We start from the raw sequence: 16,025 nt of genomic DNA on the forward strand, positions 1-16,025 counted from the left end.
TTAATGCTTGGCGTTAGTAATATCTTTAGCGTGGTTTTGGAAGAACTTCGTCAGTAATTCCAAGTTTTCAGGAGTTATGTCAGTTCTTGACCCCATTGTTTTCGCTACAGGTCCCCATGCATTAACAGTAAAGTGCTTAGGAGGAATCTTTGAGTGACATGTTGAGCAGTAGACATTGTCTAACTCTTCGGCATAAGTCCAAACAGGCTTAAGGGAATCGACAACTGGCTGATCCGTTTGTGCAGTCAGCGTTACTGGACGCCATTGATTGCCATAGTCATCGGTTTTGTAAGTGCCAACTTTTAGAGACTTCTGCCCTTTTGTACTCAGTTGAGCTAAGACTGAACGTTGACCTTCCCCCATGTAAAGAACTTGCTCAGCACCTTTCATTTGATAAGCGTGTAGAACAAATTTTCTCTCTTTGCCATTGTTGGAAATTACTTCAAGCGGCGCTGTCGGAGAAATCGAACCTAAGTCTCCAATAGAAATCGTTGCAACTGGATAAACGACCTTTGCGTCAGCCGACGTTTTTTCGGTCAATGCAAGTAGTTTCTTGTAAGCACCGTCGTCCAGTTTTACCTCAGGTGTTAAATGCGCTACCCCTTTGTGACAATCGATACACGTCTGGTTGTTCTCTTCTGCGTAGGTATGCATTTTCTGTGCATCTTTGGATTGCGCATAGATTTCCATTGCATCGAAGGTATGACATGAACGGCATGTCGCTGAATCATTTGCCTTTAGCTGAGCCCAAACTGTTTCAGCCAGCTCCTTCCGGTGCGCCTCGTATTTTTCAGGAGTGTCTATCTTTCCTGTGATAAATTCGTGATATATGTCCTTGGTAGCGCGAATTTTAGTGATGACATAGCCGATTGGATCGGAAGGAATGTGGCAATCCGCGCACTCAGCTCGAATTCCATAAGCGTTACTGTAGTGAACTGAGCCTTGGTATTCCTTGAAAGGTGTTTCCATTGTGTGACAAGAAATACAGAACTTTTCGCTCGAGGTATAGTGCAAAACCGCTGCAGTCCCCCCAAGTGTTATCCATCCTGTGCCAATGCCGATGATGGCAATTAGCAGGACATATCGCTTTTTTATAGCCATGATGAATATATCCCCTTATTAATAGACCCACTACATTGATAGTTATATCAGTGTAGTAGGGAATGCGATTTTTGCTTGGCAGTATATAAGGGACATTCCACTAGACAATTTGATCAGAATCATTCGTTAAATTTATATTTTATCTAACTAGTTATTTATGGGATCTAGATCGTAAGCTATAAACACCCGTGAACCTAATACTGTTATCATAGTCGCAAACTTATTAACGGATTACACATCAATGAAAGCCAAGCTAGCAATAATAGCCCTCTCCTCTCTTGCACTTTTCGGCTGTGATAACAATGAAGTAGGCGATGTAAGTTTAGGTCTCTTCACCATGAAAGACATCAAACTGAATCACTTCCAAGACCCTGTGGTTACTGGCGTAACCTGTCATGTTGCATCTATTGACGCAAAGATGAGCCTCTCTGATCCGAGTGACAGTTCAATTGCATGTCGCCAAACAGGCCCAATCACACCACAAATGATTGCTAAGATTGATAAGTCGAAGTCAGGGGACGTGATCTTTAAGCAGTCAAAAAGTATTTTCTTTAAGCATATGAAAGTGAGAAGAATATACGACCCGGAGACGCAAACGTTAATGTATCTTTCCTACTCAACAAAAGAAACATCCGGTAGTTTTAAGCACAGCCTCTCGACAGTACCTTTGTGGGGAACACAGGCCTACGTTCAGCCTAACGTAGCATCTGAGAAGTCATAAAATAAAACAGCCAGCAACCTTACTAAGAGTTGCTGGCTGACAGAATTAACTCGCCGTCACTTAGTGCCCTGAACGTACTCTTGTCCAACATCAACAATAGCAATATCCTTAAAGAAGTTTCGACCAAGAATCACTGGAAAATCCATTTGTGTTCTATCAGTTAGCGTAAACTCTGTTTTTTCTCGGATATCACCTAGCTCTACCCAAGAAATAACCACTGGTCGCACTTCCTCTTCTGAACTTGCTTGGCGGACCTTAGCCCACCTCTCTACTGGCAAAGCCATTTCCTTAGACTTAACTGAGTCATGTACCACTGTGAACTTGACCCAGTCTTTACCATCACGCTCGAACAAGACAATATCTAGTGCACTAATCGATGACGTTTTCGCCCCAGAATCGACTCTAGCCTTAAAACTTTCTTCTAACCCTGGAATATGAACCCACTCTTTAGAGCCTAATATAGTCTTACCGTCGCTGGTATGTTTGACCTTAGCAACTTTTTTCTTTGGCTGCGGTTTTGGTTTCGGACTGGCTTTGACAACCTCTTCAGACGGAGATACATGACCATATTGTGGCTTCTTGTCATTGGCTGTAGAGTTTGCCGTTTTTTGCTGTTTGGTATCTGATGCCGGCGGTTTACCCGTCGTTGAGCAAGCCATCAAACTGCTACCTATAAATAAAACAACAATTGCTTTCCATGTCTGATTCATTCCGGCACCTAATATAAGTTTTGTTTACGAGACCTCTACTATGGCATTTGCTACGTATGGGATATGATTTTCAGTTAAGCCTGCAATGTTGATTCGGCCATCACCCACTCCGTAAACACCATAGTTTTCACGCAGTTGTGTCATTTGATTCTCAGTAAAGCCTAGCACGGAAAACATACCTTTGTGCTTTTCTATAAAATCAAACTGTGAAGTATTGTAAACGTCACGAATCTCCTGACATAGTGCCTTACGCAAGTTCACCAATCGGCCTTGCATTTCGTTCAACTCTTTCTTCCAGTTTTCAGTTAAAGCGTTATCTTGCAAGATAGTTTTCACTATAGCGGCACCGTGGTCTGGTGGCATGGTATACGTTGCTCTAGCGAGGTTAAGGATCTTACCCTTTGCATTGGACGCTTCAGTCAATGATTTTCCAACAACGATAGCCGCACCAGTACGTTCACGGTAAAGTCCAAAGTTCTTCGAACAAGAAGTGGTGATTAACATCTCTTCAACGTTATCAGCTAAGAATTGCAGACCTTTCGCATCTTCTTCTAAACCATCTCCAAAACCTTGGTAGGCAATATCAACGAATGGTGTAAACCCATTCTTTTTAGCTAGACTCGCGATTTCTTGCCATACACTGAAATCGATATCAGCACCCGTTGGGTTATGGCAGCATCCGTGTAGCAGCACAATGTCATTTGAACCTGCCTTTGCTATCTCTTCTAACATTCGAGAAGCATTCACTTGTTTCGTCGCAGGATCGAAGTAGCTATACTGCTTTACTTTTAATCCTGCAGCTTCCATAACAGGTCGATGGTTTACGTAACTTGGGTTCGAAATCCATACGGTACTATTTGGCTGAGCTACTTTGACCAAATCACCTAGCATTCTAAGGGCGCCACTAGCGCCTGGAGTTTGGACCGCTGTACACCTGTCGTAGGCACTGGTGCCCTTTAGCAACAAGTCAATCATTGACTGATTAAACTCTTCACAGCCTGCTAAACCAACATACGCTTTAGTGCTTTGTGTCTGGGCTAACTTTTCTTGAGCTGATTGAACAGCGTTCATGATTGGCGTTTCACCTAAGCTATTGCGATAAACGCCTATTCCTAGGTCAACTTTGTCTGGTCGTGTGTCACTTCGAAAAGCAACGGATAAGGATAAAATCGGGTCAAGTGAAGGGGTTGGTAAATTTGAAAACATAAGAACCACAACTCTTTGAATTAGAATGGTGGTTCTCAAGTTACCATTAGATTTAACAAAGTCGAAGTATATTTTTTATAAAAGCGACACCTGATAATTGAACAGGCAAATTTTATTTAAAACGATGGATAATTTGGTTAGAGCTACCACGCCAAACTAAACTCGGATCCGCGCGTTCTTGGTCAAACTTTCCATCAACGAGAACATCGACCATGTCTACAATTTGCTTCTGTTTACTGTCTAATTGTTCGAGCGTATAACCGGTCCACATCCAAATATCTTTTCCTTGGCACTCTTTTTTTACTCTGGTAACAAGCTGCAAAATCGCGTCTAAGTTTTTTGGGTGCAGTGGGTCACCACCAGAAAGCGATAACCCTTTGCGCTTAATCCTGCTATCCAATAAATCCGCAATGATTTGCTCTTCAAGCTCGTGGCTGTATCGCTTTCCAGAACTCGGTGACCATGTAGATTGATTGTAACAACCGCGGCATTGATGCTCACAGCCAGACACAAATAGTGTGCAGCGAGTACCTTCGCCGTTTACAACATCAACAGGATAATATTTGTGGTAGTTCATAGATTACATGTGCTTAACGCGTCGTTTTACTTCTTCTTGCTTACCGAAATTAAAGGGTCTAGCATCTGGTGAGCCTAAATAACCACAGACTCGACGAGTCACCGACACTTTTTTAGAGTCATGGTTGCCACATTTGGGGCATTCAAAGCCTTTACTAGTACAGGAAAACTCACCTGTAAAACCACATTCATAGCATTCATCAATTGGTGTATTCGTACCATAGTAAGGTACTCGCGAGTACGAATAATCCCACACATTTTCAAGTGCTTCCAAGTTGTGCTGGATATTTGGGTACTCTCCATAACAAATAAAGCCTCCATTGGCTAACTCCGGATAAGGCATCTCGAAGTCAATTTTGTCGTATGGGTTTACCTTTTTTTCAACATCTAAGTGGAAACTGTTTGTGTAGTACCCTTTGTCCGTCACTTGTTCAATAACGCCAAATTCTTTGGTATCCAACGCGCAGAATCGAGTACAGAGATTTTCTGAAGGTGTGCTATAAAGGCTGTAGCCCCATCCTGTCTCATCTTTCCATTGCAGGACCGCTTTCTTAAGGTAGTCAACGATAGCTAGTCCTTTTTGACGCAACTGTTCGCTATCGAAAATGTGTTCACCGTTTTCTACATAAAGTGCATTAATGGTTTCGTGAATACCGATGTAACCCATTGAAATCGAAGCTCGGCCATTTTTAAAAATATCAATGACATCGTCTTCTGGTTGCAAACGAACACCCAGAGCACCTTCGGTATACAGAATTGGGGCCACTCTTGCTTTCACACCACGTAAACGGTCAATTCTGGTATCTAGTGCTTTGCGTACTAGCACAATGCGTTCATCGAGAAGTTGATAGAACCGCTCTTCATTACCATTCGCTTCTAAAGCAATACGCGGCAAATTGAGGCTCACTACTCCTAGGTTATTTCTACCTTCATGAACCTCGTTACCGTCCTCGTCAACAAAACGGCTTAGGAAACTGCGGCACCCCATTGGTGCTTTAAATGAACCTGTAACTTCTACTACTTTGTCGTAGTTTAAGATATCAGGGTACATACGTTTAGACGCACATTTTAGAGCTAGTTGTTTGATATCGTAGTTTGGATCTGATTCCTTGTGGTTTATTCCGTCTTTAATGCTGAAAATTAACTTAGGGAATACAGCAGTTTTCTTATTCTTACCCAAACCTGCAATCCTGTTATCAAAGATTGCTTTTTGAATGAGCCTCGCTTCCCAGCTAGTGCCAAGACCAATACCGATTGATAAAAATGGTGTTTGTCCGTTGCTAGAGAACAACGTGTTTACTTCGTACTCTAGTGACTGAAATGCGTCAAAAACTTCTTTTTCGGTCAGTTTGATTGCATATTCTTTTGCTTGGTCAATTTGCCACTCTTGCGCTACAGATAGGTGTTTTTGAAAACTTGCAGTGACATAGGGTGCGAGCACTTCGTCGAGTCTATTTAGCGTTGTCCCACCGTAAGTGTGGCTGGCAACTTGTGCCACAATCTGTGCAGTGACAGCGGTCGCAGTTTGAATCGACTTAGGCGTTTCAATCTCTGCATTCCCCATTCGAAAACCGTTGGTTAACATGTTCTCTAGATCGACGATCATGCAGTTGAACATTGGGAAAAACGGCGAGTAGTCCAAGTCATGGTAGTGTATCTGACCTGATTCGTGTGCCTGTACGATGTCGCGTGACAACATGTGGTTCTTTGCATAGTGCTTAGAGACGATTCCCGCTAACAAATCCCTTTGAGTCGGGATGACTTTAGAATCTTTGTTAGCGTTTTCATTCAGTAAGTCAGCATTGCTTTGCTCGACAAGACCAGCGATTTCTGAACTTAATGCACTTATTTTTTCTCGCTCTATATCTCGGTCGTGGCGATACTCGATGTAAGCTCGAGCGACATCTTCTTCAAGGTGCATCAGCTCAGATTCAACCTTGCGTTGTATTTCTTGAATACTGATTTCTACGCAATCTAGTAAGATCTCGTCGACGTTGGAAGCTACTACATCACCTAGGTTATCGATTGTTGAGTTCGTTACGCTTTCAGCTGCCGCATTCACCGCGACTCGAATCAAACCTGCATCAAATGGTACCTTAGCGCCATCCCGCTTTACTACGACACGATTGTTTGTTTTCTTGATATTCATTGTTCGTACCTTAACCTAAGTCTTTGTATTTCATTCTTCGAATCGCACTATGTGACAGCAGCATAGTTGACAACGACACAGCCAAGCTTGACTCACTTTTGTCTAGTGAGCGTAATTCAGTATGTCGGTTAGAGATGGAGAAAGGGATCACTGAATGTTATTCGGCGTTAGCAACCATGAACCTAAGTGATTGATATAGGTTCTATAACGACGATCTGTAGCACTAACACAAGTCCTTCTGAATAGCCTACTCCAAGCCAATAACACTATATGGTGACAATTATTTAACCACAGCACTATATGTTGTGTGTATTAGAATTTATTAGCGCTCTAAGAGTATTGATTTCGATCAAGTAAACTTAGCCATTGGATAAGATCAAATCGACGTTTTGACTAAAAACAAATGGCTAAATTTTATAACAAAATCAAAACTTACCTCATTGGTATGCGGTATGTTGAACATGCGCAACACAACATAGGTCACGTTGAGAAATGGAAGTCTTGATTCGCTTTTTAACCCTGTTATTGGTTTACAGCTTTTCAACCGCTGGTCTCGCTCAAGAGCTCAAATTAGCTACTTGGAATTTAGAATGGCTAAGTAGCTCTGCATCTGCAAAGTTCCCATCATCTAAACGAACTAACCAAGACTTCAATATGCTGGCTAGTTATTTTAAGCAAATCGACCCAGATATTCTCGCCTTTCAAGAAGTAAATGACGTACAAGCTATCCGACGAGTGGTAGGCTCAAAGTACCGTATTTATTTATCTGATCGCTCTACATCCCGCTACTTAGTTAATCAGTTCAGAGATATAAATCAATACACGGGTTTTGCAATTCGAAGAACAATAAACGTTGTTAACAAACCTGATATAAGGCTAGAAAAAAGTAAATCAAGCCGTCTTAGATTCGCTACATATCTCGTGATAAAACCACTGCATAAGAAGCCGATTCACTTACTCTCAGTCCACCTCAAAGCTGGTTGTACTGGCAAGTATTACAACAGCCATAGTTGCGTCGCTTTAAAGCGAGAAGGAGACTCGCTCAATCACTGGATTCAACAAAGAACAAAACAGAAGCAACCATACATGATTTTGGGGGACTTCAATCATCAGCTTGCTCGATCAAACGACTGGTTATGGAATTTGATTGTAAAAGGTATCAAACCTAACCCAACACTATCGACAAAAAATATAAAAGCTGGTTGCTTAGTTAGGTCAAAGAAAAACCCAACAAAAACTCATCGATATCGAAGTTTAATCGACCATATTATTCTGAGCCACAATTTAAAGGCGAACAATACTAGTCAGTTGAGTTTTGCAAAGGGGGATGTCTTGAAGAGAAACTTAAGTGATCACTGCCTTGTCAGCCTAGAGCTTAACTAGACTTCTACTGGACATATACAACAAAGCCCAACTAAATAGCTGGGCTTTTGGGTTACGTTTAAACTTATTCTTTAATAGGTAGAACTTGTTTAACGTAATCGCCTGGTGCAGCACCAATTACTGGATTCTGCTCAGAACCTTGAGTGAATGGTTCGATTTTCTCTTTAGGATTAAATCCACCTAACCACTCATTCCAGTGAGTCCACCAAGAGCCTTCATTATGCTTAGCATTTGTGAACCACTCATCAGCAGATTCGTCTAGGTTATCGTTAGTCCAGAAACCATACTTATTCTTCGCAGGATGGTTTACGATACCTGCGATATGGCCTGATTCACCGAGTACAAATGTCTTATTGCCACCTGTTTTCAGTGCACCACGATATGTACCTTGCCAAAGTGCGATGTGATCTTCTTTCGTTGAGATGAAGTAGCATGGAACTTTGATCTTATTAAGATCAATCCAAACACCACCAATCTTAACACCTTTATCTTCAACTAATTTGTTTTCAAGATATAGGTTTCTTAACAAGAAGTTATGAGTCGCAGCAGCAACGTTTGTGCTATCGCTGTTCCAGTACAACAAGTCGAAATCTACAGGGCTATTGCCTTTCAAGTAGTTATCTACGTAGTAGTTCCAGTACAAGCTATTTTCACGTAGAAGGCTGAATGTTACGCTCAGAGAACGTCCATCCATGTAACCTTTCGTGTTGTTTTGCGCCTCAATTGCATCAATCAATGTTTCATTGACGTATGCACCTACTTCACCTGGCTGACCGAAGTCTAGAAGCGTAGTAAAGAAAGTTGCAGACTTAATACGTTTTTTCATACGCTTAGCAGCGTAGTACGCAACAGTCGAAGCTAGAACCGTACCACCGATACAGTAGCCAGCAGCGTTAACTTGGTCTTGGCCCGTAATGTCTTCGATAGCATTAACAGCTTTAACAACACCGTCAGTAACATAGTCACCAAATTCTAGTTTAGCCTGCTCTTTGCCCGGGTTACGCCATGACATCAAGAATACGCTATGGCCTTGTTCAAGCAACCAACGAACCATTGAATTCTTCTCGCGAAGATCAAGGATGTAGTACTTGTTGATGAACGGAGGAACGATTAATAGCGGTGTAGCATTAACTTTCTTAGTTAACGGCTTATATTGGATTAATTCGAACAATTCGTTCTTAAATACTACGTCACCGGCAGTATTTGCAACGTCTTCACCAATGCGGAAAGCATTGTTGTTTGTCATTCGAATTTTTAGGATATCAGCACTGGACTCTAGGTCCTCTTTAAGCGTATCCAAACCAGCCATCAAGTTTTCGCCATTTTTTTCTAACGTAAGTTTTAGCAACTCAGGGTTAGTAGCGATAAAGTTACTTGGTGACATAGCGTTGATCATTTGACGAGAGAAGAACGAAACACGCTCTTTAGTTTTCTCGTCTAAGCCTTCAACGCTTTCAATTGTATCTTGGTAAGTTTTGCTAAATAGCAAATACGACTGTTTGATGAAGCTGTAGAACGCATCGTTCTTCCAAGATTCATCAGCAAATCGTTTATCACCTTTTTCGGCTTCAACATGGCATTTGCTGTTACCAGCAAGCGCAATATTTTGCCAAATTTGCAATTGTTGCTCCCACCACTTGGTCTGAATTTGAAGAAGGTTCGCAGGTTGATGTGCGGCCTTTTCAAACAGCTTTGCAGTATCTTCAAGGTTGAGTTCATGCATTGCTTTGTTCAGAGGGGAGTTAACGGCTGCCTTGCCTAGTTCAAGATCTTGCCACCACTGTTGATTGGTTTCTTGGAGCTTAACAAGGTAGTCCGAAAAGAAGTGTTGAAACATTTTAGTACTCCTATACTCGGAAAAATTGCCGCCTATGAAAGGCGGCAGATAAGCAGTGTTATGCAGGAGTCACTGTCTTAAGGTTTTCCGTAGTAAGTTTTTCAACGTCATCTTTGAATTCTTTCGCGATGTTTTGAAGCTTGTTGCTGTCATCCATCATTTGTTGAGAAAGTTTTGTAAGAACAGACAGTTGTTGACCGTTGAAAGAAGTAAGAGAAGTTACATCTTTGATTTCGCTTGCAGCTTTCATTTGAGCTAGGCCCATTTCGCTGTAAGTACGGATAGCGTTTAGTTGAAGTTCAGTTAGAACTTCTACGTTCTTAGTTACAAGCTTGTTGAACTTGATGAACGGTTCTAGGTTTTTTTCAGTTTGATCAGCGTAAGTTTTGAAGAAATCAGTGTACATAATAATGCTCCTAACGATTGACGATAAAATTCTTTTCTAAATTAATTAACAGACTTAACAACAACAGCAGTACCCATACCACCGCCCACACACAATGAAGCGACGCCATAGTTACCGTTTTGCTTAGTCAGTTCGTGAATGAGGGTAACTAGGATTCGGTTACCAGATGCACCTAGAGGATGTCCTAGAGCAATTGCACCACCATTCAAATTCGCTTTGTCTAAAATAGACTCTTTAGTTACATCATGCTCTTGAGCTAGACCATGCACAACGCCTAGTGCTTGTGCTGCAAAAGCTTCGTTTAGCTCGAATACGTCAACATCTTGGATTGACATATCAGCTTTGCTTAGAGCTTGAGTAACAGATTGTACTGGACCTAGACCCATCACTTTTGGATCCAAACCAGTTTGCGCGTAGCTCACAACTTCTACTAGAGGAGTAAGGTTGTGCTCTTTTACTGCGCTTTCAGAAGCTAAGATAATTGCACTAGCTCCATCATTAATACCTGACGCGTTACCTGCTGTCACAGTACCTTCACGATCGAATGCCGGACGAAGTTTCTGTAGACCTTCTAAAGTAGCGTTTGATTTTGGATACTCATCTGTATCGAAAACAACTGTTTCGCGACGCTTCTTAACTTCAACAGGTACGATTTCATCTTTGAACTTGCCAGCTTCTACTGCAGCAACAGCTTTTTGTTGACTGCTTAGTGCAAAAGCATCTTGCTCTTCACGAGTAAGGCTAAATTCTTTTGCTACATTTTCAGCAGTTACACCCATGTGGTAACCATTGAAAACATCTGTTAGACCATCAGCAACTAGAAGGTCAACAAGATTCATGTTGCCCATTTTGTTACCATCACGGATTGAAGCAGGAGCAGCAAAAGGAATTTGCGACATAACTTCAACACCTGCAGCAACAACTACGTTTGCGTCGCCAGCACGGATGTGAGAAACCGCATCCATTACTGTCTTCATACCACTACCACAAACCATGTTTAGCGTGTATGCAGGAACAGTTTCTGGGATACCAGCGTAGATAGAAGCCTGACGACCAACGCTCATGCCTTGAGCTGCGCCAACTACGTTACCAACGATAACTTCGTCGATACACTCTGGAGAAACATTACCAGCTTCAAGTGCACCTTTAATTGCAACTGAACCTAATTTACCAGCAGTTTCGCCTTTTAAAGAACCACCAAATGAACCTAGAGGGGTGCGTTTTGCCGCAACAACAAATACTTTTTCCATTTTTAGCGCTTCCTTAGTGCATGTGTAGGCCGCCGTTAACCGACAGCGTAGAACCAGTGATATAAGCACCTGCATCGCTTACTAGGAAGCTAACAGTGCTTGCAATTTCTTCTGGAGTCGCAAGACGCTTCATTGGGATTTGACCCTTGATTGCGTCTAGTACTTCTGGTTTCATTTTCTCAACCATCGGAGTGCCAGTGTAACCAGGTGCTACAACGTTAACTGTTACACCACTTTTCGCGCCTTCGAAAGCTAGTGCTTTAGAGAAGCCGATCATGCCAGCTTTTGCTGCAGAGTAGTTAGTTTGGCCAAACTGACCTTTAAGGCCGTTTACAGAAGAGATATTTACGATGCGACCGTTGCCTTTTTCACACATTGCGCCGAAAAGAGGCTGAGTAACGTTGAATAGACTGTTTAGGTTAGTATCAATGACATCGCGCCAAGCTTGGACTGTCATTTTCTTAAATACACCATCACGCGTAATACCAGCATTGTTTACGAGTACATCGACAGTGCCTTCTTCTTGAACTAAAGTACACAAACGATCTGCACACTCTTCAGCGTTTGTAACGTCAAGTTCGAATAGACGAACTTGCTCATTAGTGAACTCTTTTTCGTTAAACCAATCTTGAGCCGACTGTAGGTTACCTGTTGAGTAAGTAGCAATTACTCGGTATCCGTCGTTCACTAGTTGAGAAGTAATAGCAGAACCGATTCCGCCTTTTGATCCCGTGATCAAAGCGACTTTTTTCATTAAGAGACTCCATCTTAACAGCAATATAAAACAACTGCGCAATATATAAATTGCGCTTTTGCAAATGGTGTTCCTAATAACAAGTAACACCAACTAACGTAATAAATTATTTTTCTTGGTATTAATTCCCAAGATCTTTTCTAGGGGTATAAATTAAACGTTAAGTGTTACATTTCAAACATTATTTGAAAAAACGTTTATAAAAGTGATCCATGTCTCACATATCATGTAATGTTACAACAATGTAATAAGTTTATAACTTATTGTTTTTAAGGGATTTTTACTCAAACAACAAATCCATCAAAAGCCCATATGTACTTGTTATATATGGGCTTTTTTCAAATGAAACAAAATTACATACAATGTATAAGGCAAATAAATACAAAAACATAGGTAAAATAAATGTATTGCCAAAGTGAACTGACTATTGGTCACAAAAATCACACATAAAAAGATTTGGATCTCAAATATACAATTTTTCAGATAGTTAGCCTTGTGCACCTAATTTTACATTATGTAGCTTTATTACAGAAATTAACAACTAGACAACATAAAAGACACAATCAGCATAATTTATGGTCAATTTAACAGGATTACGATGAAATAGAGTTTTTATTCGATGCTGGATATATAAATGCAGATTATTCCAGTAGTGTAAATAAATGTTAATTTTGTAAGTAATAATTATTTGTTATGTGTTTAGTTACAATATATAGGTGCGGGATAATATAGCCACTCAACAATCCATACGTATTTCATACGTCATTTGACTAGAATATTTTGGCATTTTACTTCTCTAGCCGAACATATGAGATTTTAGTTATTCAACAATGGCTTTTATTACACATATGGATAATAATCATCTCTGGACAAGCTTAAGCACCTAAATCAGAGATACTATGTCAGCAAAAAAACCAGGCCGAAGAAGTGCTGTAGATGCAGAAAAGACAAAACAAGAAATCTTACGAGTCGCAATGCAACTGTTTTGTGAGGAAGGATATGACAAGGTTTCATTGAGAAGTATTAGTGAAATAGCAAATGTGTCACATAGCCTCATTCGCCACCACTTTGGCAGCAAAGAAAAAATTTGGCATAGCATTAGTGATGAACTACAAGTGTACATGGCGAGCTATATCACTGAAATTTTGAACAACATCGAACCAGAGAAGCAAGCAAACTATAAGCTGTACAGATTCACAACGCACCTACTTGCTCATATGCTAGTTTATAATAGACCCATCCAATTGTTAGCAGATGCTGTAAGGCAAGGTGACGAATTGATAGAAAGGTTCATCAATAATGCCGGCAACTTGCAACAACTGCTAAGCACTCTATCAACCGAGTTTGAGCAACAATTTCCAGACATACCAATTAATATCAGTGAAGTGAAATGGCAGATACTCATCTTTGCGCATGGCTCGGCTAGCCTCAAACCGTTTTTGAAAGAGACATGGTCAGATGACAATCTAGACTACGAAGATTGTTTACTCAAGCACTGGGCTCTTTTCAACAACATCATGGCAAATACTTTCAATATTAGTCCTGAGCAAAGGCTAACTCCTCAGTCTATCTATGATTTAGTTTATGACTTACCCTTCAAATTAGCTCAATGGCACAAGCACTAAAGATATGTTCATATTTGTCTAAAGTTCTGCTTGGCCGAAGAAAGCACTTGTGGATATAGTTCGCCGAACATCGATGTAAGTTTTTGTTCATGCTGTAGTATTGTTGTAAAACAGTTGCTAAGTGGCTTTATTCTGGGAGTTCGTTGAGATATGCGGTCCAACACATATTCAACATTTTCTAAATATTGGTAAGACTCCAACCAGCGATTTGTCCACATCAGATGAGCAGTCTGCCTTGCCCTTTCAGGAATGTTTGAATCTGACAAATCGAAAAACTGAGCTTTAGCTTGTTCGCAGAACTGTGGCAATGAGATCTTATGATAATTCTGCCAATTGCTGGCTAAGCAAAAATCCCAAAAAACATCGAGTGCTATTGGCGAAAATCGGATCAACGGAGTTGGAAATAGGAGTTTGGCGTTCTTTACAATTTCGTGGCTATCCACATAAGAATCAACGAATCGATGTAACTTGATTCCTTTCAATATGCTTTGCTGTCGAAAGTGTTTTGCAGGATTACCTTTTACGAAGTCGCCTAGAAAATTTCCAAGTAAGCTTGAGCCACAATGCTCTGCTATGTGTAAGTGAGCTAAAAAGTTCATCACTTATCTCAATATGTGGACGGATACTCCTTTCATTGTAGCTTTATATACAAAATGCATTACGAATCCGAGTTCACGTTCTCTTCATCGCTGTCGTTCGCTTCTACCAAGTATTGAGACAGGTTTATACCAATCTCCATTGCATCAATCATTTCGAGGCTCTCTTCAATTTCAATAAACTCACTCATAAAGCAATCCCTTTTTTGTAATCATGTGCGTTCTTCAATATTTGTACACATTGTATATTACATTTTTAATACGGTTAGAAGCTTTGTTTGTATACAAACTTTTCAGCTTGTGACATCGGTAAGGCACACTTTTTTCGCCTCCAGCGAACGCCCTCATCTTTCGTAAATATATTTTTACACATAGGAAATAAATGTATACACCACTATTGCATTTGTGTACAACATACTGCAAAATCACTTTCAAACTGGATATAGGCTATGTCTAGCCAGTTATCACTTATACAGTAACCATAACTAGTAAAGAATAATATACATGGCTAAATCAAAAGTGTTTGGTAGTACTTTGATTATCGCAGGTACGACTATCGGAGCAGGCATGCTTGCTTTGCCTCTAGCTTCCGCAGGAATGGGCTTCTTCTCTTCAATAGCAGTAATGTTGGTTTTGTGGGCGCTGATGTCGTTTACCGCGTTGCTTATGCTTGAGTTACATCAATATGCAGATAGCACTGCAACCTTACATTCTCTTGCCAAACAGATTTTGGGCAACAAAGGCAAATGGCTTGCAAGCTTTGCCATGCTATTTCTTTTCTACTCATTGTGTGCAGCTTATATAGCTGGCGGTGGTGCTCAATTTGGCGATCGACTTCGAGCATGGTTTAACTTAGATATTAGTGCTCATGGTGCAACTATCATTTTCACTATTGTTGTCGCATTAGTAGTGACGATCGGAACTGGAACAGTAGACAAGGTCAACAGAGTTCTATTTCTAATTAAGATAATCACTATGGCATTAGTTCTGACATTCCTTGCACCAAATGTTTCGGAACCTTACCTGTTAAGTATGCCCCTTCATCAAGGCTTAGTCGTCGCAGCCATCCCTGTCATTTTTACTTCATTTGGCTTTCATGGCAGCATCCCAGCGATAGTAAACTATCTAGATGGTGATACTAAATCACTTAAAAAAGCCGTCATTTTTGGCTCATCTATACCTCTGATCATTTACATCATTTGGCAAATCGTTACTTTGGGCGTAGTGAGCCAAAACCAATTGATCGCGAATTCAGGCCTTAGCGCATTAGTTTCTTCATTGGCACAGACAGTTCATCACTCGAGCTTGGGACAAGCAGTCGGAGTTTTCGCAGATCTTGCACTACTCACCTCCTTCCTTGGAGTTAGCTTAGGGCTATTCGAATACCTTGGCGATGTGATTAAAGACAAAAATGGCAACTCGAACAGAATTGTTTCGTCGCTGATTACTTTTCTGCCGCCATTAGGCTTTGCTTTGTACTACCCTAAAGGCTTCATTCTAGCTCTAGGCTACGCTGCCATCGCTTTGGCAATATTGGCTGTATTTCTTCCTATCTCAATGGTGTACAAAGTACGTAAAACACAAGCGAAAGAAAACGCCTACCAAGTAAAAGGCGGACATTTAGGGCTTGCGATCGCGGGTTTTGCTGGAGTCGGAATTGTATGTGCTCAGGTACTAATCACCGTGGGCGTATTACCAGCTCTTGGCTAAC

General features: G+C 40.9%; 15 protein-coding genes. 4 read left to right on the plus strand and 11 right to left on the minus strand.

What is annotated here, in order from left to right; all coding sequences use genetic code 11:
* Positions 1 to 1,101, minus strand: coding sequence for a NapC/NirT family cytochrome c (locus tag L7A31_RS03845; RefSeq protein ID WP_237360176.1), 1,101 nt, complete (start codon positions 1,099 to 1,101; stop codon positions 1 to 3).
* A gap of 241 nt (positions 1,102 to 1,342) precedes the next feature.
* Here L7A31_RS03845 and L7A31_RS03850 point away from each other — a divergent pair, with 241 nt between their 5' ends.
* On the plus strand, positions 1,343 to 1,822 hold the full coding sequence (locus tag L7A31_RS03850; RefSeq protein WP_237360177.1) for a CreA family protein: 480 nt from the start codon (positions 1,343 to 1,345) through the stop codon (positions 1,820 to 1,822).
* Between the two features lie 56 nt (positions 1,823 to 1,878).
* Here L7A31_RS03850 and L7A31_RS03855 read toward each other — a convergent pair whose 3' ends face one another.
* The 4 genes from L7A31_RS03855 to nrdD all read right to left on the minus strand — a co-directional run bounded on the left by L7A31_RS03855 (position 1,879) and on the right by nrdD (position 6,463).
* Complete coding sequence (locus L7A31_RS03855) at positions 1,879 to 2,532, minus strand: ATP-dependent zinc protease family protein (protein WP_237360178.1); 654 nt, start codon at positions 2,530 to 2,532, stop codon at positions 1,879 to 1,881.
* A gap of 24 nt (positions 2,533 to 2,556) precedes the next feature.
* A complete protein-coding gene (locus L7A31_RS03860) occupies positions 2,557 to 3,738 on the minus strand; it encodes an amino acid aminotransferase (protein ID WP_237360179.1) in 1,182 nt (393 codons plus the stop codon).
* A gap of 112 nt (positions 3,739 to 3,850) precedes the next feature.
* The gene (nrdG, locus tag L7A31_RS03865) at positions 3,851 to 4,315 is read right to left on the minus strand and encodes an anaerobic ribonucleoside-triphosphate reductase-activating protein (RefSeq protein WP_237360180.1); all 465 of its coding nucleotides are present in this window, start codon (positions 4,313 to 4,315) and stop codon (positions 3,851 to 3,853) included.
* A 3-nt stretch (positions 4,316 to 4,318) separates the two neighbouring features.
* Positions 4,319 to 6,463, minus strand: coding sequence for an anaerobic ribonucleoside-triphosphate reductase (gene nrdD, locus L7A31_RS03870; RefSeq protein ID WP_237360181.1), 2,145 nt, complete (start codon positions 6,461 to 6,463; stop codon positions 4,319 to 4,321).
* A 492-nt stretch (positions 6,464 to 6,955) separates the two neighbouring features.
* On the opposite strand from nrdD, the gene L7A31_RS03875 reads away from it, so the two are divergent.
* Entirely contained in the window at positions 6,956 to 7,846 is an 891-nt protein-coding gene (locus tag L7A31_RS03875; RefSeq protein ID WP_237360182.1) for an endonuclease/exonuclease/phosphatase family protein, read from the plus strand.
* Positions 7,847 to 7,910: 64 nt separating this feature from the next.
* Here the strand turns inward: L7A31_RS03875 and phaC are convergent, their stop codons facing one another.
* The 4 genes from phaC to L7A31_RS03895 are packed head-to-tail and all read right to left on the minus strand — an operon-like array spanning position 7,911 to position 12,093.
* The gene (gene phaC / locus L7A31_RS03880; RefSeq protein ID WP_237360183.1) at positions 7,911 to 9,683 is read right to left on the minus strand and encodes a class I poly(R)-hydroxyalkanoic acid synthase; all 1,773 of its coding nucleotides are present in this window, start codon (positions 9,681 to 9,683) and stop codon (positions 7,911 to 7,913) included.
* Positions 9,684 to 9,741: 58 nt separating this feature from the next.
* Positions 9,742 to 10,089: a phasin family protein gene (locus tag L7A31_RS03885; protein ID WP_237360184.1), complete on the minus strand. Its 348-nt coding sequence runs from the start codon at positions 10,087 to 10,089 to the stop codon at positions 9,742 to 9,744.
* A gap of 41 nt (positions 10,090 to 10,130) precedes the next feature.
* A complete protein-coding gene (locus L7A31_RS03890) occupies positions 10,131 to 11,339 on the minus strand; it encodes an acetyl-CoA C-acetyltransferase (protein WP_237360185.1) in 1,209 nt (402 codons plus the stop codon).
* Between the two features lie 13 nt (positions 11,340 to 11,352).
* Complete coding sequence (locus L7A31_RS03895) at positions 11,353 to 12,093, minus strand: SDR family oxidoreductase (protein ID WP_237360186.1); 741 nt, start codon at positions 12,091 to 12,093, stop codon at positions 11,353 to 11,355.
* Between the two features lie 899 nt (positions 12,094 to 12,992).
* Between L7A31_RS03895 and L7A31_RS03900 the strand changes: the two genes are divergently transcribed.
* Entirely contained in the window at positions 12,993 to 13,718 is a 726-nt protein-coding gene (locus L7A31_RS03900) for a TetR/AcrR family transcriptional regulator (RefSeq protein WP_237360187.1), read from the plus strand.
* Positions 13,719 to 13,726: 8 nt separating this feature from the next.
* Here L7A31_RS03900 and L7A31_RS03905 read toward each other — a convergent pair whose 3' ends face one another.
* Together L7A31_RS03905 and L7A31_RS22150 are read right to left on the minus strand one after the other, a co-directional pair.
* Positions 13,727 to 14,317, minus strand: coding sequence for an acyl carrier protein phosphodiesterase (locus L7A31_RS03905; protein ID WP_237360188.1), 591 nt, complete (start codon positions 14,315 to 14,317; stop codon positions 13,727 to 13,729).
* Positions 14,318 to 14,376: 59 nt separating this feature from the next.
* On the minus strand, positions 14,377 to 14,505 hold the full coding sequence (locus L7A31_RS22150; protein ID WP_290368737.1) for a hypothetical protein: 129 nt from the start codon (positions 14,503 to 14,505) through the stop codon (positions 14,377 to 14,379).
* A 313-nt stretch (positions 14,506 to 14,818) separates the two neighbouring features.
* Here L7A31_RS22150 and L7A31_RS03910 point away from each other — a divergent pair, with 313 nt between their 5' ends.
* Positions 14,819 to 16,024, plus strand: a complete 1,206-nt coding sequence (locus L7A31_RS03910; RefSeq protein WP_237360189.1) for an aromatic amino acid transport family protein — start codon at positions 14,819 to 14,821, stop codon at positions 16,022 to 16,024.
* Position 16,025 lies beyond the last annotated feature (1 nt).

The organism is Vibrio marisflavi CECT 7928 (genome assembly GCF_921294215.1).
GTDB classification, from domain to species: Bacteria; Pseudomonadota; Gammaproteobacteria; order Enterobacterales; family Vibrionaceae; genus Vibrio; species Vibrio marisflavi.